This is a genomic window from Stenotrophomonas rhizophila (assembly GCF_003651185.1).
GTDB lineage: Bacteria > Pseudomonadota > Gammaproteobacteria > Xanthomonadales > Xanthomonadaceae > Stenotrophomonas > Stenotrophomonas maltophilia_Z.
Genome location: NZ_RCDC01000004.1, coordinates 1,137,545 through 1,159,141, shown reverse-complemented (window position 1 = coordinate 1,159,141; position 21,597 = coordinate 1,137,545). Strand labels below are relative to the sequence as shown.

The 21,597-nt window shown below is 68.1% G+C and carries 18 protein-coding genes; 10 read left to right on the top strand and 8 right to left on the bottom strand.

Going from position 1 to position 21,597, the window contains the following annotated elements:
• Positions 1–79: 79 nt before the first annotated feature.
• Both BCL79_RS05200 and rnd read right to left on the bottom strand, forming a co-directional pair.
• The gene (locus BCL79_RS05200) at positions 80–1,252 is read right to left on the bottom strand and encodes a serine hydrolase domain-containing protein (RefSeq protein ID WP_121038279.1); all 1,173 of its coding nucleotides are present in this window, start codon (positions 1,250–1,252) and stop codon (positions 80–82) included.
• Between the two features lie 284 nt (positions 1,253–1,536).
• Positions 1,537–2,619, bottom strand: a complete 1,083-nt coding sequence (rnd, locus tag BCL79_RS05195) for a ribonuclease D (protein ID WP_121041154.1) — start codon at positions 2,617–2,619, stop codon at positions 1,537–1,539.
• Positions 2,620–2,852: 233 nt separating this feature from the next.
• Between rnd and BCL79_RS05190 the strand changes: the two genes are divergently transcribed.
• Positions 2,853–4,757, top strand: a complete 1,905-nt coding sequence (locus BCL79_RS05190; protein WP_121041152.1) for a formylglycine-generating enzyme family protein — start codon at positions 2,853–2,855, stop codon at positions 4,755–4,757.
• Positions 4,758–4,866: 109 nt separating this feature from the next.
• Positions 4,867–5,769 (top strand): M48 family metallopeptidase, encoded by a 903-nt coding sequence (locus BCL79_RS05185; RefSeq protein WP_121038276.1) that lies wholly within the window; start codon positions 4,867–4,869, stop codon positions 5,767–5,769.
• 33 nt (positions 5,770–5,802) lie between these two features.
• Here the strand turns inward: BCL79_RS05185 and xseA are convergent, their stop codons facing one another.
• Both xseA and queG read right to left on the bottom strand, forming a co-directional pair.
• Positions 5,803–7,143 (bottom strand): exodeoxyribonuclease VII large subunit, encoded by a 1,341-nt coding sequence (xseA, locus tag BCL79_RS05180; protein ID WP_121038273.1) that lies wholly within the window; start codon positions 7,141–7,143, stop codon positions 5,803–5,805.
• A 60-nt stretch (positions 7,144–7,203) separates the two neighbouring features.
• Positions 7,204–8,292, bottom strand: a complete 1,089-nt coding sequence (queG, locus tag BCL79_RS05175) for a tRNA epoxyqueuosine(34) reductase QueG (protein WP_121038270.1) — start codon at positions 8,290–8,292, stop codon at positions 7,204–7,206.
• 72 nt (positions 8,293–8,364) lie between these two features.
• Here queG and BCL79_RS05170 point away from each other — a divergent pair, with 72 nt between their 5' ends.
• The 6 genes from BCL79_RS05170 to BCL79_RS05145 all read left to right on the top strand — a co-directional run bounded on the left by BCL79_RS05170 (position 8,365) and on the right by BCL79_RS05145 (position 15,908).
• Positions 8,365–9,843: an NAD(P)H-hydrate dehydratase gene (locus BCL79_RS05170; protein WP_121038267.1), complete on the top strand. Its 1,479-nt coding sequence runs from the start codon at positions 8,365–8,367 to the stop codon at positions 9,841–9,843.
• A 2-nt stretch (positions 9,844–9,845) separates the two neighbouring features.
• A complete protein-coding gene (gene tsaE, locus BCL79_RS05165) occupies positions 9,846–10,328 on the top strand; it encodes a tRNA (adenosine(37)-N6)-threonylcarbamoyltransferase complex ATPase subunit type 1 TsaE (protein WP_121038264.1) in 483 nt (160 codons plus the stop codon).
• 82 nt (positions 10,329–10,410) lie between these two features.
• Positions 10,411–12,009, top strand: coding sequence for an N-acetylmuramoyl-L-alanine amidase (locus tag BCL79_RS05160; protein ID WP_428999403.1), 1,599 nt, complete (start codon positions 10,411–10,413; stop codon positions 12,007–12,009).
• Between the two features lie 107 nt (positions 12,010–12,116).
• On the top strand, positions 12,117–13,994 hold the full coding sequence (mutL, locus tag BCL79_RS05155; RefSeq protein WP_121038258.1) for a DNA mismatch repair endonuclease MutL: 1,878 nt from the start codon (positions 12,117–12,119) through the stop codon (positions 13,992–13,994).
• Positions 13,995–14,004: 10 nt separating this feature from the next.
• A complete protein-coding gene (locus BCL79_RS05150; protein WP_121038255.1) occupies positions 14,005–14,943 on the top strand; it encodes a DUF1684 domain-containing protein in 939 nt (312 codons plus the stop codon).
• 2 nt (positions 14,944–14,945) lie between these two features.
• Positions 14,946–15,908, top strand: a complete 963-nt coding sequence (locus BCL79_RS05145; RefSeq protein ID WP_428999442.1) for a TraB/GumN family protein — start codon at positions 14,946–14,948, stop codon at positions 15,906–15,908.
• A gap of 122 nt (positions 15,909–16,030) precedes the next feature.
• Here BCL79_RS05145 and phaR read toward each other — a convergent pair whose 3' ends face one another.
• The 3 genes from phaR to gluQRS form a co-directional block, all read right to left on the bottom strand.
• Complete coding sequence (gene phaR / locus BCL79_RS05140) at positions 16,031–16,576, bottom strand: polyhydroxyalkanoate synthesis repressor PhaR (protein ID WP_121038249.1); 546 nt, start codon at positions 16,574–16,576, stop codon at positions 16,031–16,033.
• Positions 16,577–16,697: 121 nt separating this feature from the next.
• Complete coding sequence (phbB, locus tag BCL79_RS05135) at positions 16,698–17,438, bottom strand: acetoacetyl-CoA reductase (protein WP_121038246.1); 741 nt, start codon at positions 17,436–17,438, stop codon at positions 16,698–16,700.
• 53 nt (positions 17,439–17,491) lie between these two features.
• Positions 17,492–18,397: a tRNA glutamyl-Q(34) synthetase GluQRS gene (gluQRS, locus tag BCL79_RS05130; RefSeq protein WP_121038243.1), complete on the bottom strand. Its 906-nt coding sequence runs from the start codon at positions 18,395–18,397 to the stop codon at positions 17,492–17,494.
• A 93-nt stretch (positions 18,398–18,490) separates the two neighbouring features.
• Here gluQRS and htpX point away from each other — a divergent pair, with 93 nt between their 5' ends.
• A complete protein-coding gene (gene htpX, locus BCL79_RS05125; protein ID WP_121038240.1) occupies positions 18,491–19,363 on the top strand; it encodes a protease HtpX in 873 nt (290 codons plus the stop codon).
• Between the two features lie 457 nt (positions 19,364–19,820).
• On the opposite strand, the gene BCL79_RS05120 is transcribed toward htpX, so the two are convergent.
• Positions 19,821–20,648, bottom strand: a complete 828-nt coding sequence (locus BCL79_RS05120) for an inositol monophosphatase family protein (RefSeq protein WP_019182815.1) — start codon at positions 20,646–20,648, stop codon at positions 19,821–19,823.
• A 119-nt stretch (positions 20,649–20,767) separates the two neighbouring features.
• Here BCL79_RS05120 and BCL79_RS05115 point away from each other — a divergent pair, with 119 nt between their 5' ends.
• On the top strand, positions 20,768–21,541 hold the full coding sequence (locus BCL79_RS05115; RefSeq protein ID WP_121038237.1) for an RNA methyltransferase: 774 nt from the start codon (positions 20,768–20,770) through the stop codon (positions 21,539–21,541).
• Positions 21,542–21,597: the final 56 nt, after the last annotated feature.

The following is a 21,597-nucleotide window of genomic DNA, read 5'->3' as shown; positions in this document are numbered from 1 at the left end:
TCACCGGTGCCGCAGGGCACCGGTGAGCATGATGCGTGTTTCGACAACGCCCCGCATCTGCGGGGCGTTGTCGTTTCTGTTACCTGGCGGGCGCTGCAGCCGGCGCCAGTTCGGCGAACAATCCACCCAGCACGCCCATGGTGGCCTGGTCGGCGCCCATGTCTTCGGCGGCGTTGGCGATGGCGATCACGCCGTTGTTCTGGCCGGGGAACAGCACCACCCAGGCCAGCCAGTTGCCGTCTGAGCCGCCGTGCACCAGCACCGGCCCCTGACGACCGGCAATCGACGGCTGCACGCCCCAGTCCAGCCCGGATCCGCTGCCCGGCTGCGCGGTCTGCATCAGCGCGTACGAGGCCGGTGTCAGCAGCGTGCCTTTGCCCTGGCCGCCGGCGAGCTGATCGATGGCGAACAGCGCCAGATCCTGCAGGCGCATGTGCAGATTACCGGCGGCGGTGTAGAGCGGCGGCACTCCGTCATCGGCCTTCTGCGGCGCGGTGGTCACCGGCTTGCCGGCGCGATGGCCCAGCGGTTGCCCCGCCGGGGTCGGGCCGAACCCGGCACCGGTCATGCCCAGTGGCTGGAACACTTCGCGCTGCATCAGCGTTTCCACGTCCTTGCCAGTGGCACGTTCGGCGATCACCGCCGCGATCAGGAAGCCGCTGTTGCTGTAGGCGAATTCGGTGCCGGGCGGGTGCACCGGCGCTTCGGCCAAGGCTGCCTTGACGTAAGCCTCGCGCTGCACGGGCAGGGCCCGCGTATCAACGAAGAACGCATCCAGTGCGGCGGCGTCGGTGAGGTTTTCCGGCAGGCCGGCGCGGTGCGAGAGCAACTGCACCAGGGTGACGCTGCGGTAGGCCGGCTGCATCTGTGCGGTAAGGTCGGGCAACAAGGTCGACAGCGGTGCATCCCAGCGCAGCACACCCTGTTCAACGAGCCGCGCGATCATCGCCACCGTGATCGGCTTGCCGGTGGAGCCGATCATCCATTGATCGTCCGTGGTGACCGGTGTCGTCGCATCATTGCGACGGACGCCATGCACGGCATGTTCGGCGATCTTGCCATCGCGGATGACCAGCACGCCCATCGCAGGCGTGGCGGTGCCCTGCAGGGCCTGTGCGAGCCGTTCGTTCAGATCATCGGCAGCGCTGGCCGTAGTGGCCGCCAGCAGCAGGGTCGCGCCGAGCCAGCGCTGCAGGCGGCGCGGGGTGCGGCGAGGGGAGGGGGCGTTCCTTCGAGTCGCGATCAGATGCATGGGAGTCCTTTGCGCAGCCGCGTGGGCAGAACCTGCGCCGACGGCGCGGTCCTGCGGGATGCCGTGTCCGGACCGGGCCTGTTGCAGGCGCGGAGCGTTGCGTGCGATTCACTCTTGCATGCGGTTTGAACGTGCGTATGTGTCTGCGGTCATGCCGATGACGACATGTCAGGGACGGTGTGCGCTTCGTTCAGGATTCGACGGCAGTGGGCCGTCGTCAGTGCACTCGCAAGGTGATGCGAGCGGCGCATCGGTGCGGTCAGATCCGCACCGATGCGTGAGGCTCATGCAGTCGGCGGCAACAGCGCCGAGAGGATCGGTTCGAGCTGCGCCTGGCGCCAGCCGGCCAACGCCGTCGGCCACTGGCGGCTTTCCAGGTAGCTTTCCAGATGCTTGCGCGAGGCGAGCACGCCATCGGGCAGACCGAGTTCGGCGCTGCGCGCGCTGACGGCATCCTGCAGCCGCTTGAGGGCTTGTTTGTTGGCATCGTTGGCCGGCAGCGCCAGCGGTGCCTCGGCTTCGTCGGCGAGCGGGGTGATCAGCGCCTGCCACACCTGGGCGGCCAGTTTGCGGGGGGCCTTCGGGAAGCCCTCCATCAGCTTGGACAGCGCATCCACATCGGCCGGCGGGGTACGTGCGAGCACCGCAGCCAGTTCGTTGTCGAGCACCCAGCTGCGCGGCTTGTCGCTGGCGCGGGCCTGGACGTCGCGCCAGCGCAGCAACCGCAGCAGACGCAGTTGCGCGGGGGTATCCATGAACTGTGCCGAGCGCATCGCCACGTGCGGCCAACGCTCTTCATCGTGTTCGACACTGGCGAGCAGGCGCTCGGCATCGTCCTGCAGCCACTGGCGGCGGCCCAGTTCCTGCAGGCGCGCGTCGAGGGTGTCGTGGATCTGGAACAGGTATTCCACGTCGTCGGCGGCGTATTCCAGCTGCGCCTCCGAGAGTGGGCGGCGCATCCAGTCCGAGCGGGTTTCGCCCTTGGCCAAGGTGACGCCGGTGACTGCCGTGACCAGTTTCTGGTAACCCATGCCGCCGCCGATGCCGGCCAGCGATGCACCGATCTGGGTATCGAACAGCGGGCGCGGCAGCACGCCGCAGGCGACCTTGAAGGTAACCAGGTCTTCGCTGGCGCTGTGCATGATCTTGAGGATGGAGGTGTCGGCCAGCCACGGGGCCAGGGCCTCGTTCATGCCGGGGATCAGCGGGTCGATCAGCAGGATTTCATCGCCGACGGCCATCTGCACCAGCGCCAGCTGCGGCCAGTAGGTGCGTTCGCGGATGAACTCGGTGTCCAGGCCGATGCGGGTGGGGCGCTGGCGGTAGCGCTCGTCCAGTTCCGCCGGGGTTTTGATCCAGTAAGCCACGTGGGATTCCATGTACTGCAAAGGGGTGCTCAGGTCGGGGAGGATAGCCTAACGCCACGCCACGCCACGGCCGGCATCCCGCCGTGCGGTGATGAACGCCCGGGCCGGGGACGGTCGCCCCCCGCGACGGTGGCGATTATGATGATCCCCTGCCTGCGCCTGCGGCATGCCCCCTGGATCGCCATCGCGCCCCGGGCGGCGGCTTGCGACGTGGCGTGGGCACCAGCAAGACGATGACACGCCCCAAGGACCCCCATTTGCGACCGTCAGGCCCATTGCCGCTGCTGTTCACTGCTCTGTTGGGCATGCTGGCCGCATGTTCTCCCGCGCCCGCGCCCGCGCCGGCACCGTCGGCAGCGCCGGCCGCCAAGCCGGCTGCCGCACCGGCCAAAGCGAGCGCGCCGGTGGCGCAGGTCACCATCGGAGGCGAGGACGCTGCCGAGACGGTGGAGCGCTGGCAGCCACCTGCCGTCACCCTCGTTGACGACGACGTTGTCCAGGCTCGCCGCGATGCCGCACGCGCCTTCGAGGAAGACCGGCTGTACCGCACCGCCGAGGACGCGATCCCGATCTGGCTTGCCCTGCTGCAGCACGACCCCAAGGACCGCGTGGCCGAGGCCGGGCTGAAACGCGCGCGGCAACGCCTGCTGCAGGAAGCCTCAGCGTTGTTGGAGCGGCCGCTCAAGCAGCGCGAGGCCTTGGCCCAGGCCAGCGAGATGGCCCTGGTATTGCTGACCCTGGCGCCGGACGATCCCAAGGTGCGCGAGCTGCAGTCGCGGGTGGAAATTGCCCAGCGCGTGGTGGCGTACAACCGCGCCGGCGAAGACGATCTGCGCGCGGACCGCATCGGCGAAGACGGCGATGGCGCCATTCCCAATTTCCGTGAAGCACTCGCACTGGACGCGGACAACCCCCGCGCCCGGCAAGGGCTGGCAGCGGCCGAGAGCGCGCTGATCCGGCGTGCCGAGACGGCGGCGCTGGCGGCCGATTTCGCGACGGCCGGTACCTGGCTGGCCGAAGCGGCCAAGGTCCGGGATTCCTCCATCACCATTGCCGACGCCTTCGAACGTATCGAAACGATCCGCTCCGACACCCTGGCGCGGCTGCGTAACGAGGGCCTGCGCGATCTGGCCACGCCGCAGGGACTCAAGCCGGCCCGGCAGAAGCTGGAAGATGCCCTGCGCATCGCGCTGCCCGGTGATCCTGTCGTGGGGCAGCTGCGCGAGCGCATCGAACTGGTCACCCATTACGGCAGCTTCCGGCCGCGGCAGGTGTTCAGCGATGCGCTGCGCGATGGCGGCCGCGGGCCGCAGATGATCGTGGTGCCGCACGGCGGCTTCCAGATGGGCGCGGCCGAGAACGAGCTCGGCGCGACCGATGCCGAGAAGCCCGCGCACTACGTGCGCTTCGAGCGTGGTTTCGCGATGTCGATCACCGAAGTGACGGTCGCCGATTTCCGCCGCTATGTGCAGGCTACCAAGGCCCGCCCCCGGGCCACGCGGCGCGGTCATTCGATCGTGTATGACGAGCGCAGCGGCAACTTCGTCCGGCGCAGCGGGGTGGACTGGCAGTCCGATTACAACGGGGCCGAGGCGATCGCCAACCTGCCGGTGATGCACGTCAGCGTACGCGATGCCGAGAATTACGCGACCTGGCTGTCCGAGCAGACCGGGCGCTCCTACCGGCTGCCCAGTGAGGCCGAATTCGAATACGCCCTGCGCGCCGGCAGCAGCGGCCGGTACCCGTGGGGCGATGCAGGCACGCCGCCCGCGCGTGCGGGCAATTTCACCGGGGCCGAGGATGTCTCGCCCTCCGGGCGGCACTGGTACAACGCCTTCGTCGGCTACGGCGATGGGTATTGGGGGCCGGCGCCGGTGGCCAGCTTCGATCCCAACCCGTGGGGCCTGCACGACATCGCCGGCAACCTCAGCGAATGGGTGGCCGACTGCTGGCATGCCAGCTACCGGCGTGCGCCGTCCGATGGCGTGGCCTGGTTCAACCCGGGCTGCCGGCAGCGCGTGATCCGCGGTGGCAACTGGGCCAATGCGCCGGCGCAGACCCGCGCGGCCTGGCGGCAATCGCAGGATTCGGACACCACCAGCGCACGGATCGGCTTCCGCCTGGTGCGCGGCATCTGAGGGACGTCCCCGCGGTGAGGTGAGCGGATTTCACCCGGCGCCACGGCGCGCGTTCTAGGATTGGCACAGTGTCGGGCAGGGTGCCGCGGCCATCTCAGGAACCACGCGCATGCGCAACGATCCATTCGGCGGTCAGCAGCAGGGCCGCGCCCGGCGGCCGGGCCTGTTCGGCAACATCCGCTGGTGGGTGCTGCTGGCCTTCGCCGGCTATGCCGCGTTCTATTGGTTCTCCAACCGTGCGGTGGATCCGTATACCGGCGAGAGCGTGCTGATCGACAGCTCGCTCGATGCGACCCAGGAAAAGGCGCTGGGCCTGCAGGCCTACCAGGAAATCCTGGCGCAGGAGCGGCCGCTGGATCCCAGTGCACCGCAGTCGCGCGAAATCCAGGCGATCGCCCAGCGCCTGATCGCCAAGGTGGACGTGGTGGAGACCGCCCTCGCCGAAGAACATGGCCTGAAGCCAGCCCATTTCGCGCGGGATTTCGAATGGGAAGTCAACGTGATCCCCTCCGATCAGGCCAACGCCTTCTGCCTGCCGGGCGGCAAGATGGCGGTCTACACCGGGTTGATTCCGGTCGCGCGTACGGTGGATGCGATGGCGGTGGTGATGGGGCATGAAATCGCACATGCCTTGCTGCGCCATGGCGCCCAGCGCATGGCCCAGCAGAAGATGACCCAGATCGGGCAGATGGCCGGTGCCGCCAGCGGCATGGACCCGCAACAGCAGCAGATGATGATGTCGGCGATGGGCTACGGCTACCTGCTGCCGTACGCGCGCAGCCATGAAACCCAGGCCGATGAAGTAGGCCTGATGCTGGCCGCGGCAGCGTGTTTCGATCCGCAGGAAGCGATTCCGCTGTGGGAGCGGATGGGACAGGCCAGTGGTGGGCAGTCGACGTCGGAATTCGCGTCCACGCATCCCAACCCGGGCACGCGCATCCAGAACCTGCAGGCGTTGATGCCCAAGGCGATGGAATACCGGCAGAAATTCTGCGAAAGCGCGGGACGTTGAAGGCGAACCGCGCAGCGGCTTGGGCGCGCCGGATCAGCGCGCCGGTTCGTTGACGGTTACGTCGATCACGCCGTCCTGCACGCGTGCCTTGAGCGTGTCGCCCGGGCGCACCTGCAACGGCGAACGCACCAGACTGCCATCGTCCTCGCGGGTCAGGATCGCGTAACCACGCGCGACGGTGGCCAGCGGGCTGACTGCTTCCATCGAACGGGCGAGGGCACGCAGGCGCAGGGCGTCGCGCTGCAGCTGGCGACCGATCGCGCTGTCCGCACGCGGCTGCAGGCGTTGCAGGCGCTCACGCAGGGCATCCAGCCGGCGCTGCGGATGACCGCTGCGCAGCACGGCCGCCGCGTGGCGCAGCTGGGCCAGACGGCCCTGATGCTGTGTCGTCCACGCTGCGTGCAGACGGCGCGCGACGTCCTGCTGACGGCGCTGCAACAGCTGCAGGCGTGATTGCGGGCTCTGTGCGTTGAGGCGGAGCAGGGCACGGTCCGCGCGCTGCATCGCCTGCCCCAGGCTGTGCCGTTGCAGCTGCGCCAGACGTGCATCGAGGCGACGCACACGCAGCAGCAGGTCACGCTGATCAGGCACCAGCAGTTCGGCCGCGACCGACGGCGTCGGCGCGCGCAGATCGGCGGCGAAGTCGGCCAGGCTGAAGTCGGTTTCGTGGCCCACGGCAGACACCACCGGGGTCTGGCTGGCCGCGATCGCGCGGGTCAGCTGCTCGTCGTTGAAGGCCCAGAGATCTTCCATCGAGCCGCCACCGCGGGTCAGCAGGATCACGTCATAGCGGCCGCTGGCATCGGCGCCACGCAGCAGCGAAGTGATCTGCGCGGCTGCGCTGTCGCCCTGCACCAAGCTGGGCAGCAGATCGACCTCGAGCATCGGGAAACGCCGTTCAAGGACGCTCAGCACGTCGCGCACCGCCGCGCCGGTCGGCGAGGTGATCACCGCCAGGCGACGCACATGCGCCGGCAGCGGGCGTTTACGCTCCGGCGCGAACAGGCCCTCGGCCTCCAGGCGTGCCTTGAGCTGCTCGAAGGCGCGGCGCAGGGCGCCTTCGCCGGCTTCCTCCATGTGGTCGAGCACCATCTGGTACTCGCCGCGGGCTTCGTACAGGGTCAGCCGGCCACGCGCGAGCACGCGCATGCCTTCGCGCGGCACGAACTTCAGCCACTGGCTCTTGGGCTTGAACAACGCCGCGCGGACTTGCGAGCGCGCATCCTTCAGCGTGAAATATAGATGGCCCGAGGCAGGGCGCGTCACGCTGCCCAGTTCGGCCTCCACCCAGATCAGGGGAAACGCGCCTTCCAGCAGGTCGCGGGCCAGGATGTTGAGCTGGCTGGGCGTGAGAATCTGCGCGCTGCGGTCCATGGAGGAATCAGGCCAAACGGTACGAACGGGGGGCCATGGTCGCACGTCGGCGGCGATGCTTCATCCCGCGGAGGTGCGGTTGGCGTGCTGCTGCAGCGCCCACGCCACGTGCTCGCGCACGATCGTCGAAGGATGCTCGCGTCGTGCCTGCAGCGCGGCCAGTGTTTCGGCGTGGGTGGGGGCATTGCCCAGCGCCACGGCAATGTTGCGCAGCCAGCGTTCATGTCCGCTGCGGCGGATCGGGCTGCCCTCGGTGCGGCGCAGGAACTCGTCTTCTTCCCAAGCGAACAGCTGGGCGAGCGAGGCGGTGTCCAGATCGTTGCGCGCGCGGAAATCCGGCTCGTCGGTGCGCTTGGCGAACTTGTTCCAGGGGCAGACCAGCTGGCAGTCGTCGCAGCCGTAAATGCGGTTGCCCATCGCCGTGCGCATGTCCTCGGGAATCGCGCCGTCGTGTTCAATGGTGAGGTAGGAGATGCAGCGGCGTGCATCCAGGCGGTGCGGGGCGATGATCGCCTGGGTCGGGCAGACATCGATGCAGCGCGTGCAGGTGCCGCAGTGTGCGGTGGCCGGTGTATCCACCGGCAGCGGCAGGTCGACGTAGATTTCGCCGATGAAGAACCACGAGCCGCCCTGTTTGTCGATCAGGCAGGTGTGCTTGCCGATCCAGCCCAGCCCGGCATTGCGGGCGAGCGCACGCTCCAGCACCGGGGCCGAATCGACGAACACGCGATAGCCGAACGGCCCGATCTCCGCGGCGATGCTGTCGGCGAACTTCTGCAACCGGTTGCGCATCAGCTTGTGGTAATCGCGGCCCAGCGCATAGCGCGCCACGTAGGCGCGGTCGCCATCGTGCAGGGTGGCCCAGGCTTCGGCGTCGTCCTTGTGGCCGTAATCCATGCCGACCGAGATCACCCGCACCGTGCCCGGCAGCAGTTCATCCGGCCGCGCACGCAGCGTGCCGTGGCGCGCCATCCACTCCATCGTGCCGTACAGGCCCTTGCCCAGCCAATCGGCCAGGTGCGCCTCGTCTTCGCGCAGATCGATGCCGGACACCCCGCAGCGCTGGAAGCCGTGCACGCCCGCGATCGCACGGATGCGTTCGGCGGCACGGGCCAGATGGACGGGGGCGGGCAGGGGAACGGCGGACATGGCCTGGGCGGAAACGGAGCCTGGGGAGGGCGCGGCAAGGCTGCGCCTGGGCGACAAGTATAGAATCCCGGCATGCCCCAGCTTGCTGAACTGTTCGATATCGCCGCTGCGCGCCGCCTGGATGCGCAGGCCAGTGCCTTGCTGGGCGATGGCGGTGCCTCGCTGATGGAACAGGCCGGCCAGGCCGCCTGGCACTGCCTGCTGGAGCGCTGGCCGCAGGCGCAGCGCATCGGTGTGGTGGTGGGGACCGGCAACAACGGCGGCGATGGCTACGTGCTGGCCCGTCTGGCCCGTGAAGCCGGCCGCCCGGTGACGGTGCTGCGGCTCGACACCGATGCGCCGGCTACCCCGTTGTCGCAGCGGGCTGAGCAGGCGTTCCTCGCCACCGGCGGTGCGGTGGGGCGCTTCGATGGCGTTCTCCCGCCGATGGACCTGCTGGTGGACGCGCTGTTCGGCATCGGCCTGAACCGCGCGCCGGCCGGTGCCGCGGTGGATCTGGTCACGGCCATCAACGGCGCTGGCGTGCCGGTGCTGTCGCTGGACGTGCCCAGCGGGGTGGATGCGCGCACCGGTCACGTGCCGGGCGTTGCCATCCGTGCCACGGTCACCCTGCAGTTCATCGTGCGCCACCAGGGGCTGTATACCGGCGCAGCGCTGGAGCATGTCGGCGGTCGCCGCCTGGCCGCGCTGGATCTGCCTGCAGACGCTGGGCAAGGCGTGCAGCACAGCGCCGAGTGCTGGCAGCAACCGCGCCTGCGCGCGCAGCTGCCGGCGCGGCGCGCCAACACCCACAAGGGCGAATCCGGCCACGTGCTGTGCGTGGGCGGCAACCTCGGCAGCGGTGGCGCGGTGATGCTGGCCAGTGAATCGGCGTTGCGCGCCGGCGCAGGGCTGGTCAGTGTGGCGACCCAGTCACCGCATGTCGCACCGCTGTTGGCGCGCCTGCCCGAAGCGATGGTGCATGCCGTGCAGGACGCGCAGGAGCTGCAGGCCCTGCTGCCCCGCGCGGGTGTGATTGCGATCGGGCCTGGCCTGGGCCAGGACGACTGGGCGCACGAACTCTGGCGCCAGGTGCTGGCCAGCGGCAAGCCGCTGGTGATCGATGCCGACGCCCTGAACCTGCTGGCCAAGGCGCCGCAGCCACTCCATGACGCGATCCTGACCCCGCACCCGGGGGAGGCCGCGCGCCTGCTTGGGCTGAGCACCGCGCAGGTGCAGGCCGACCGCTTCACGGCTGCCAAAGCGCTTGCCGAGCGTTTCCACGCGGTGGTGGTGCTCAAGGGCGCCGGCACCGTGGTCGCCGCGCCCGATGCGCTGCCGCGGGTGATGGCCGCCGGCAATCCCGGCATGGCCGTAGGTGGCATGGGCGACCTGCTCACCGGCATCATTGCCGCCCTGCGTGCGCAGGGGCTGGGCGCCTTCGATGCCGCCAGCACCGGCGCATTGCTGCACAGCCTGGCCGGCGATGCCGCCGCCAGTGACGGCCAGCGGGGCCTGCTTCCCACCGATCTGCTGGCGCCGCTGCGCCGGTTGGTCAATCCGGACGTTTGAACATGATCGAGTTTTTCCTCGCGCAGACCGAAGACACCGACCTGCTCGGGCAACGGCTGGCCGCGACCCGGCCGCCGCAGGCGGTGATGCAGCTGCAGGGCGACCTGGGGGCCGGTAAATCCACCCTGGCCCGCGCACTGCTGCGCGCGCTGGGCGTGCAGGGGGCGATCCGCAGCCCGACCTACACCCTGGTGGAGCGCTACCCGCTGGCCGACGGCCACGAGGCCTGGCACCTGGATCTGTACCGGATCGGCAACGCGCAGGAGCTGGATTTCCTCGGGCTGGACGAAGGCAGCGCCTCGCTGTGGCTGGTCGAATGGCCCGAGCGCGGTGCCGGTGCATTGCCGCCGACGGACCTCGAAGTGGCCCTGGATATCCAAGGACAGGGGCGTCGCGCCCGGCTCACCGCCACCAGTCCGGCCGGTCGTGAATGGCTCGCACGGCTGCCCCAAGGGGGTGACTTGCAGGCCCTTTCTGTCGGCTGACACTAGGAAACACCGGCAGGTTACGGATTATTAAGGGAAAAGGAGTTGCATTTCATTCAGCGCGGTGATTGAATCCAGACCCATGCCAATGGGGAAATCACTCGCCGCCCTCTGCACTGCCGTCGGACTCTGTCTGGCGAGCGCGCTGTCGTGGGCGGGCGAAGTCCGCCAGGTGGCCGTGGAGACCGGTGCGACCGGTACCCGTGCGGAGATTTCGCTGGCCGGCAGCGGGGGCTACAAGACCCTGTCCCTGGCCGGTCCGAACCGGCTGGTGGTGGATTTCCCGGATTCCAGCGCGATCCGCAACCTCACACTGCCTGCGCCCAAGGGCGTGGTCACCGCTGTCCGCACCGGGCAGCCGGTGCCAGGCACGTTCCGCGTGGTGTTCGATCTGGCCGAATCGGTCGCGCCGTTCCGCCCGCAGATGATCAAGCAGGGCAATGAGTCGCGCTTGGTGATCGAGTGGCCGGGCGATGCGCCGGCCGCGGCCACCGTTGCCAGTGCGGCCGCGCCGACCCCGGCCGCAGCACCTTCGCCCACGCCAGCGGCTTCGACGCCGGCCACCGCGCCGGCACCGACCCCTGCACCGACCCCCGCCCAGACTGCACAGGCACGCAGCGATGCCGCGCGCGCCACCGCGTTGCTGACCGCGTCGGTACGCCAGCAGGCCAGCGCCACGGTCGCCACCTCGGCGCCGGGCCCGGCTGCCGCGACGGCCACCACGGTCAACGTCGCTGCCGCAGGGACCGCCAACGCGGCCAGCAACAGTGCGTCGCCGGCCGCGATCCTGGCCGGCCAGTCGACCCCGGCGGTCGTGGCCAGTGCCCCGGTTCCGGCGCCCGCGCCGACCCCGGCGCTGCAGGACAACCCGCGTCCGGCCATGCCCAGCGACGCTTCGCGCGTGAAGATGCGCGCCGGCATGCGTCCACTGGTGATCGCGATCGATCCCGGCCATGGCGGCCAGGATCCCGGCGCCGTCGGCCCGACCGGCAAGCGCGAAAAAGACATCACCCTGGCGGTGGCACGTGAACTGGCCCGCCAGGTCAACGCGACGCCCGGGCTGAAGGCCTACCTGACCCGCGACAGCGACGTGTTCATTCCGCTGCCGATGCGCGCGCAGAAAGCGCGTGCGGCCAAGGCCGACATGTTCATCTCGATCCACGCCGATGCCGCCGAGAACCGGGCCGCGACCGGCTCGTCGGTGTACGTGCTCTCCACCAAGGGCGCCTCCTCGCAGCGTGCGCGCTGGCTGGCCGACAAGGAAAACGCCGCCGATCTGGTGGGTGGCGTGCGCCTGCAGCAGACCGAAGGCACCCTGGCCAACGTGCTGCTGGATCTGGCCCAGAGCGGTTACATGAAGGCCTCCGAAGACGCGGCCGGGCATGTGCTGGGCGGCCTGAAGCGGATCGGCAAGAATCACAAGCCCAACATTGAACGTGCGAACTTCGCGGTGCTGCGCACCTCGGACATGCCGGCCATGCTGGTCGAAACCGCCTTCATCTCCAACCCGGATGAAGAGCGCCGCCTGATCGATCCGGCCTACCAGCGCCAGATCGCCGGTGCGGTGCTGGATGGTGTGCACACCTTCTTCAGCCGTCAGCCGCCGCCGGGCACCCTGTACGCCGCGCGCGCGCAGGCTGAAATCGATGCCGCCGGCACCGTGGCGGGCGGCAGCAAGTAACCCCGCCGGGCTGCACCGCCCGGCGCACGCTATCATCACGGGATGACGTCCGTTTCCCGAATTCCCACCGCTGCCATGCCTGCCACCTCCACTGCCTGGAGGTGCGCATGAGCATCCGCCAACTCCCTGAGATCCTGATCAACCAGATCGCCGCCGGCGAAGTGGTCGAACGCCCTGCGTCCGTGGTCAAGGAACTGGTCGAAAACGCGTTGGATGCCGGTGCGACCCGCGTGGATATCGACCTGGAAGAGGGCGGTGTGCGGCTGATCCGCATCCGCGACGACGGCGGTGGCATCGCTCCGGAAGAGCTGCCGTTGGCCGTGTCGCGGCATGCAACCAGCAAGATCGCCAGCCTGGATGATCTGGAATCGGTGGCGACGCTCGGCTTCCGCGGCGAAGCGCTGCCGTCGATCGCCTCGGTCAGCCGCTTCACCCTGAGCTCGCGCCGCGCCATCGACGAGCACGGTTCGGCCCTGCATATCGAGGGCGGCCGGCTGGGCGAAGTCACCCCGCGCGCGCAGGCGCCCGGCACCACGGTAGAAGTGCGCGAGCTGTTCTACAACGTGCCGGCGCGCCGCAAGTTCCTGCGCGCCGAGCGCACCGAGCTGGGCCATATCGAAGAGTGGTTGCGCTCGCTCGCGCTGGCGCGTCCGGATGTGGAGCTGCGCGTGTCGCACAACGGCAAACCCTCGCGCCGCTACAAGCCCGGCGATCTGTACTCGGATGCGCGCCTGGGCGAAACACTGGGCGAAGACTTCGCCAACCAGGCGTTGCGGGTGGACCACAGCGGGGCCGGCCTGCGCCTGCACGGCTGGATCGCGCAGCCGCACTATTCGCGGGCCAGCACCGATCAGCAGTACCTGTACGTCAACGGCCGTTCGGTACGCGATCGCAGTGTCGCCCATGCGGTGAAGATGGCCTACGGCGACGTGCTGTTCCATGGCCGTCAGCCGGCGTATGTGCTGTTCCTGGAACTCGACCCGACCCGCGTGGACGTCAACGTGCACCCGGCCAAGCACGAGGTTCGCTTCCGCGACTCGCGCCTGATCCACGATTTCGTCTACCGCACGCTCAAGGAGGCGCTGGCTGAAACCCGTGCCGGCATGACCGCGGCCGGTCCCCAGGTGCATGCCACCGAGAGTGTCGCCACTGCGGCGCCGGCCTACGGCCTGCCGTCCGCCGGCAGCACCGGCTATGCACTCGCCGGTAACGGTGCAGGCGGTGGCGGTGGCATGGGCGGCGACTGGCGCCCGCAGCAATCACCGTTGGGGCTGCGCGTGGCCGATGCGCCGTCCGCCTATGCAGCGCTGTATGGCGCGCCGGGCGGTACCGCAGCGACCAGCAGCCTGGCGCCGATGCCGAGCGAAAACGGCCTGCCGGTGACCGCAGCCGACAGTGGCGTACCGCCGCTGGGCTATGCGATCGCACAGCTGCATGGCATCTACATCCTCGCCGAGAACGCCGAAGGCCTGATCGTGGTGGACATGCACGCCGCGCACGAGCGCATCGGTTACGAGCGCCTGAAAACCGCGCACGATGGCATGGGCCTGCATGCGCAGCCGCTGCTGGTGCCGATCACCCTGGCGGTGGGCGAACGCGATGCCGACACCGCCGAGCGCGAGGCCGAGACCTTGACCTCGCTGGGCTTTGAAATCACCCGCGCTGGGCCGGGCTCACTGCATGTGCGCAGCATTCCGGCATTGCTGGCCAATGCCGAACCCGAAGCGCTGCTGCGCGACGTGCTGACCGACCTGCGCGAGCATGGCCAGAGCCGACGCATCGCCAGTGCCCGCGACGAACTGCTGTCCACCATGGCCTGCCATGGTGCCGTGCGCGCCAACCGGCGCCTGACCGTGCCGGAAATGAACGGCCTGCTGCGCGACATGGAAATCACCGAACGCTCGGGTCAGTGCAATCACGGCCGACCGACCTGGGCGCGTTTTTCGCTGGCGGAAATCGACCGCTGGTTCCTGCGCGGACGTTGAGAGGAAGGTCATGAAGCACTGGGGAGTGTGGGCCGCCGCGTTGCTGCTGGCAGTGAGCGTGTCAGGATGCGGCGAAAAGAACGAGGCGGCACCGGCGAAGGTGGCGATCGATCCGGCCTTCGCCGCCGAACAACAGCAGTGGCGCCAACAGCGCTACGAAGAACTGCACGCCGCCGATGGCTGGACCAGCCTGGTTGGCCTGCACTGGCTGGAATACAAGGCGCACTACATCGGGCGTGGGCCGGGCAGCGGCATCCGTCTGGCGGTCGGCCCGGACAAGCTGGGCATGGTCGCGCGTGACGGCAACACCGTCTGGTTCACGCCGGAGCGTGGCGTGCCGATGCGCGTGGAGGGCAAGCCGGTCACCGGCCGCATCCGCTTCTTCAGCGATCGCGATCCCACCCCGACAGTCATCGCCTTCGATGACGACAAGGGCCGGCTCAGCCTGATCCATCGCGGTGAGCGCTTCGCGCTGCGGGTCAAGCACGCCGATGCCCCCTCGCGGACGAACTTCACCGGCCTGACCTACTGGCCGGGTGGTCCGTCCTGGCGCATCACCGCGCGCTTCGTGCCACATCCGGCCGGCAAGACGCTGCCGATCGTGGACATCACCGGGCTGACCACGAACATGCCCAATGCCGGCACGCTGGAATTCGAACGCGACGGCCACACTTGGCGGCTGGAGGCGATTGGTGAGCCTGGGCGCGAGCTGTTCGTGATCTTCGGCGATCGCACCAGCGGCCACGGCAGCTATCCGGCCGGCCGCTATCTCGATCTGCCCGCGCCCGATGACCAGGGCCGGGTGGTGATCGATTTCAATCACGCCTACAACCCGCCGTGCGCGTTCACGCCGTTCGCGACGTGTCCACTGACACCCCCTGAAAACCGCCTGGACCTGCGTGTGGACGCAGGTGAGCAGGCGTACCACGCCCCTGAAGGAGAGGCTTGATGATCTCGATGTTGTCGCGTGTCGTATCCCCGTTGCTGATCGCTGCGAGCCTGTTGGTCGGTACGGGCAGCGCCGACGCGCGCCCGGTGGCGCCGAGCGCGCCGACAGCGGCGAAAGCCACCCCGCCGGTCCCGCTGCTGTGGAAGGTGACCGGCCCGGGCGACAGCCGCCTGTATCTGCTGGGTTCGTTCCATCTGCTGCAGCCGAGCGATTACCCGCTCTCTGCCGATGTCGACCAGGCGTTCACGGCCTCGCAGCGGGTGGTGTTCGAGCTGTCGCCGCAGGACATGGAATCGCCGCAGCTGGCGCAGAAAATGGTGCAGGCCGCGATGCGCACCGATGGCTCGGAGCTCAAACGCGACCTGGACGCTGCGACCTGGACCAGGCTGCAGGCCTATGCGCAGGAGAACAAGCTGCCACTGGCCCAACTGCAGGGCATGAAGCCGTGGTTCGTCGGCCTGACCATCACCCTGAGTCAGTTCACCAAGATGGGACTGGACCCCGCGCTCGGCCTGGATCGCCATTTCATGACCCGCGCCGCGAGTGCCGGCAAGGCGACCGCCGGGCTGGAAGACATCGATACCCAGATCGCGGTGCTGTCGGGGATGACGGCCAAGGAACAGCAGCAGATGGTGGCCGAAGCGCTGGAACAGGCCGGCAAGGGCGACGAGATGGGGCGCAAGCTGCATGATGCCTGGCGCCGTGGCGACGACAAGCTGTTGTGGACCTCGATGGCCACCGAGATGCGCGGCCAGTACCCGCAGCTGTACAAGCGCATCAACACCGACCGCAACGATGCCTGGGTACCCAAGCTGCAGCAGCATCTGCAGGCCGGGCAGGGCGGCACGATGGTGGTGGTCGGCACGCTGCATCTGCTCGGCAACGACGGCGTGGTCGAGAAGCTGCGCGCCAAGGGCTACAAGGTCGAGCGGGTCTGCACTGGCTGTGCCAAGCCCAAGCGCTGATGGGCGCGGCTGGACGGCGATAGGGCTGGCTGGCCGGCGACGGTGACGTCGCCCAGCCCCGAAACGAGAAAAGGCGCGGCCCGAGGGCTGCGCCTTTTTCTTTGTTGCGCCACGCCGGGGGCTCAGCGGCGGGTTTTGCCTGCACCCGGTGCCGGCGTTTCCGGCTTCTTGCCGGTACCCGTACCCGTACCCGTGGCGGTACCTGTCCCGGTGCTACCCGGGCGGCCGCCGAAGCCGGTGCCCATGTTGCGCTGGAAGTCCTGCCACATCTCCATGTTGCGCTCGGTCAGCTGGTTCATCATCGCCCAGGGAGTCTGGCCGAGGAGATTGCCCATCTGCTGGCGGAACTGCTGCTGCTGGTCCAGGAAGACCTGCATGCTGCGCTCCAGGTAATTGCCCATGAAGCCCTGCAGCGAGTCCCCATAGAAGCGGATCAGCTGGCTGAGCAGCTGGGTGGACAGCATCGGTTCGCCGTCCTGCTCCTGGTCGGCGATGATCTGCAGCAGCACCGAGCGGGTCAGGTCATCGCCGCTCTTGGCATCACGCACCTCGAAGTCCTCACCGTCCAGGATCAGCTGGCGCACATCCTCTATGGTGATGTAGCTGGAGATTTCCGTGTCGTAGAGCCGGCGGTTCGGGTACTTCTTGATAATGCGGGTCGCAGCCATGAAGCAGTCACTCATCACAGTAGGCGCGCAGCATGGCGCAGTGCAGCAGCCTATGCAACCGCCATAGGTAGCAAGGGGCCGCATTTATGTTGCGCAACATGGAGTGCAGCAATTTCGGCCGTTACCACCCCATATGGTGGCCGCCGTTGATGTCCAGGTTGGAGCCGGTGATCCAAGAGGCTTCCTCGTTGACCAGGAAGGCCACCGCGTAGGCGATCTCCTCCGGCTTGCCGAGGCGGCCGGTGGGGATGTCGGCAATGATCTTGGCGCGCACTTCGTCCGGCACGGCCATCACCATGTCGGTGGCCACGTAGCCCGGCGAAATCGTATTCACGGTGATGCCGAAGCCCGCATTCTCGCGCGCCAGCGAAATGGTGAAGCCGTGCATGCCGGCCTTGGCGGCGGCGTAGTTGGCCTGGCCGTACTGGCCCTTCAGGCCGTTGATCGAGCTGATCTGGATGACCCGGCCCCAGCCGCGGCGGCGCATGCCTTCGATGACCGGGCGGGTGACGTTGAACACCGAGTTGAGGTTGGTGTTGATGACGTCGTGCCACTGGTCCGCACGCATGCGGTGGAAGGTGGTGTCTCGGGTGATGCCGGCGTTGTTGATCAGGATCTCGACCGGGCCCAGCGCCGCTTCAACGGCCTGCACCATGCTCTCGGCGGTGCCCGGGTCGGACACATCGCCCGGGAAGATCGCCACATCGCAGCCGCGCGCCAACATCTTCTCGCGCCAGGCCTTGGCTTTGGCTTCGTCGCGGTAGTTGGTGGCGACCCGATGGCCCTGGTCGGCCAGGCGTTGGCAGATGGCAGTACCGATACCGCCGGTACCACCGGTGACCAGTGCGACGCGAGATGTCATGAGCAGCTACTCCGAAAGGCAGGGCGAACAAGGGGGAACAGGATTCTGCAACATCAGCGGGCAAAAGGGGCGGCCTCGCCAGCGGCGTGCGGCAGCGGAATGTCGCCCGGTGGCAATCGCGCCGGATCAAAGCCATCGGCCGCCTGCCGAAGCCACCCGCCCACCTCATCGGCCCCTGCACCGATCGCCGGATCCTGGCCCAGCTGCGCCCATGCCCGGCGCAGCGCTGGCAGCGGCTGGGCGGGGTCCACCGGCAGCGCCGCCTCGGACTTGGAGAGCTTGCGTCCCTCCGGGCCGAGCAGCAGCGGCAGATGCAGGTAGCGCGGTGTCGGCAGACCCAGGGCCTGCTGCAGCAGGATCTGGCGCGGCGTGGATTCGAGCAGATCGGCCCCGCGCACCACGTCGGTCACGCGCTGCGCGCCATCGTCGACCACCACTGCCAGTTGATAGGCCCAGAAGCCATCGGCCCGGCGCAGCACGAAATCGCCGACATTTGCGTGCACGTCCTGCACGATGCGGCCCTGCAAGCCGTCGTCGAACCCCACCACGCTGTCCGGTGGCACCCGCAGCCGCACCGCCGGTTGCGCACGCGCGGCGCGGGCCACGCAGTGGTGATGGATGCCGCCCTGCGCGGCCAGCTCGCTGCGGCTGCAGTGGCAGGCAAACGCCTTGCCCTCGCGCAGCAGCCGGTCCAGCGCGCCCTGGTACAGCGCATCGCGCTGGCTCTGATGGACGATCGGCCCGTCACTGCACAGCCCGAAGGCGGCCAGTGCGGCCAGTTGGCCGCTCACCGCGCCAGGCACCGTTCGAGGAGGATCGACGTCCTCCACGCGCACCAGCCACTGGCCGCCGGCGTGGCGGGCGAGCAGCCAACTGCCGAGCGCCGCCAGCAGCGAGCCGGGGTGCAGGGGGCCGGTAGGCGAGGGCGCAAAGCGCCCGCAATAGGAGGTATCAGACATGGACTATGAATCGTCGGTCAGTTTGCGACTTGAATTCAAGCTGAAGTCACCGCAGATTTGCACTCATCAACCTCCCATGAGCGTCCTTTTCCCATGTTCAGTCGCATTGCTCTCTTCCTGCTGACCAACTTTGCGGTGCTGATCCTGGCCGGCATCGTGATGTCGGTACTGGGCGTCAATCCCAACCAGATGAGCGGCCTGCTGGTCTTCGCGGCCATCTTCGGTTTCGGCGGCTCGTTCATCTCGCTGCTGCTCTCCAAGTTCATGGCCAAGCGCTCCACCGGCGCCGTCGTGATCACCGAGCCGCGCAACCCGACCGAACGCTGGCTGTTGGCCACCGTGGAACGGCAGGCCCGCGAAGCCGGCATCGGCATGCCCGAAGTGGCGGTTTACGAAGGCCCGGAAATAAACGCCTTCGCCACCGGCGCCAACCGCAACAAGGCCCTGGTCGCCGTCTCCACCGGCCTGCTGCACAACATGAGCGAAGACGAAGCCGAAGCCGTGCTCGGCCATGAAATCGCCCACGTCGCCAATGGCGACATGATTACCATGGCCCTGCTGCAGGGTGTGCTCAACACCTTCGTGATCGTCCTGGCCCGCATCGTCGGCGGCTTCATCGACAGCGCCCTGTCCGGCAACCGCGAAGGCGGCGGCCGCGGCTTTGCGTACTACATCATCGTGTTCGTCCTGGAAATGGTGTTCGGCCTGTTCGCCACCATGATCTCCATGTGGTTCTCCCGTCACCGCGAATTCCGCGCCGACGCCGGTGGCGCCCACCTGGCTGGCCGCCAGAAGATGATCGCCGCCCTGGAACGCCTGAAGGTCAACCACGGCCAGAGCACGCTGCCGACCCAGATCGCCGCCTTCGGCATCGCCGGCGGCGCCGCCAAGAAGCTGTTCATGAGCCACCCCCCGCTGGACGAGCGCATCGCCGCCCTGCGCGCCGCCAACAACACCGTGGTGTAACCCACACCGCAGTGCGCAGAGCAGAACGCCCGGCTCCCGCCGGGCGTTTTTTGTTGGGCGGGCGCCCGCGACCAAAAAATGTCAGTGCCGTCCAGTAGATGTCAGGAGCGTTGAGCTCTCCCATCCGCCACATCGAGATCTGTCGAGAGGCCGGTGGGTAGCCTGGGCCAAGACCGTCAGGGCGCCATGGATGGCACCCACGAGCCCCCAGGGATGGGTTTACGGCGCGTCTTGGCCCAGGCTACCCACCGGCCTCTCGCCCTCAGCAATGGAAGCGCTGCCGCTGCCGTTGCCGTTACCGTTGCCAGCATTCAACAGCAGCCGACCAGCGGTCGGCACTACCGAAGCACGACGAGCCAGGCTCGCTATGACGCGTCCAGAACGGCGCACGATGACAGCCCACAAACAACAACGGCGCCCGAAGGCGCCGTCATCCTGCAGATCAGATCCAGCCCGATCAGAACTTCGCGTCGAACTCCGCCGCGTAGCCCGTATTGACCAGCACCTTCTGCAGCGCATCGCTGATCTTCACGTTGCCCGCGACGATCTGCTGGGTTTCCGGACCACGGCTGTCCATGCGGGCCGGGGTCGCGCCCTTGAAATCGCACACACGGCCACCGGCCTCACGGACCAGCAGCACACCGGCGGCGATGTCCCAGGCCTTCACACCGGCCTCGAAGTACGCATCGGCACGGCCACAGGCCACATAGGCCAGATCCAGCGCCGCCGAACCCGTGCGGCGCACGTCTTCGGCCTGTACCAGCAGCGCGTCCACCGCCTTCAGCTGCGCGCTCGTGCGCTGGCGCTCACGCGGTGCAAAACCGGTATGGATCATCGCGCCGCCCAGATCCTTGCGCTCGGCAATCCGGATACGGCGGTCATTGAACACCGCGCCCGCACCACGGCTGGCGGTGAACAGTTCATTGCGAAGCGGATCGAAGATCACCGCGTCGATCGGCTCACCGTTCTCGACCAGGGCGATGGACACGCAGTAATGCGGGAAGCCGCGCAGGTAGTTGCTGGTGCCGTCCAGCGGATCGATGACCCACATGTAACGGTTGACCGACTGCACGCCACCTTCCTCACCCATGATCCCGTATTCGGGATAGGCGCGCTTGAGTTCCTTGACGATGACCTTTTCCGCATCTGCATCGACTTCACTGGCATAGTCCATGCGGCCCTTCTGCACGACGTTCAACGCCTCGAGCTTGTTGATGTTGCGCAACAGGACGTTGCCGGCGAGGCGGGCGGCCTTGACCATGACGGTGACGGCGGGTTTCTGCATGGCGAAAAGCTCCCGTAAAGGCAGAGTAGGGGTTTGGCGGGGGAAAAGAGCGGTCCCGGCGCAGAGGCCGGCCGCACAGTTTACCATTTGTCGCTGTCCTGCTCGCATTTGGCCTGTTCATGTCCGTTCAAACCGCTCCCGCCCGCATCCGCTTTGTCCTGGTCGGCACCCAGCACCCCGGAAACATGGGGGCGGCCGCACGCGCCATGAAAACCATGGGCCTGGGCCGCCTGGTCCTGGTCGCCCCGGAAAAACCGCTGGATGAAGAGGCCTTCCGACGCTCGGCCGGTGCCGAAGACGTCCTCGGCAACGCGCCGGTCGTGGCGACCCTGGCCGAGGCCGTGGCCGACTGCCGGTTCGTGCTGGGCTGTACCGCCCGCTCGCGCCGGGTCCAGCTGGAAGAGCTGCTGCCTGCCGTGGCTGCCCAGCGCGTGCTGGCCAAGGCGGCCGAGCCGGCCGAAGTGGCCTTCGTGTTCGGCCGTGAACGCACCGGCCTGACCAATGAAGAGCTGCAGCTCTGCCACGCCGCCGTCCATATTCCGTCCAACCCGGACTTCAGTTCATTGAATCTGGCCGCCGCCGTCCAGGTGCTGGCCTATGAAGTGCGCATGGCCATTCTCGGCGCGGCCGATGCCCCGGCCGCCGCCCCGGCCGACCCCGGCTTCGGCGAAGCGCCGGCCAGCCATGCCCAGGTGGAAGGCCTGTTCGGCCAGCTGGGTGACACCTTGGATGAGATCGATTTCCACAAGGGCCGTGCCCCTGAATCGGCGATGCGCAAGCTGCGCCGCCTGTTTCTGCGCACCGAATTGAGCGAACAGGAAGTGCGCCTGCTGCGCGGCATCCTCTCCGACGCACAGCGCATGGCGAGATTGGCGACCAATAAGCCCCTGTAAGCTGACGCAGTTCTCATTTTTTCGGGTAGTCTGTCTCGATTCCTTGGGGGGAGTGA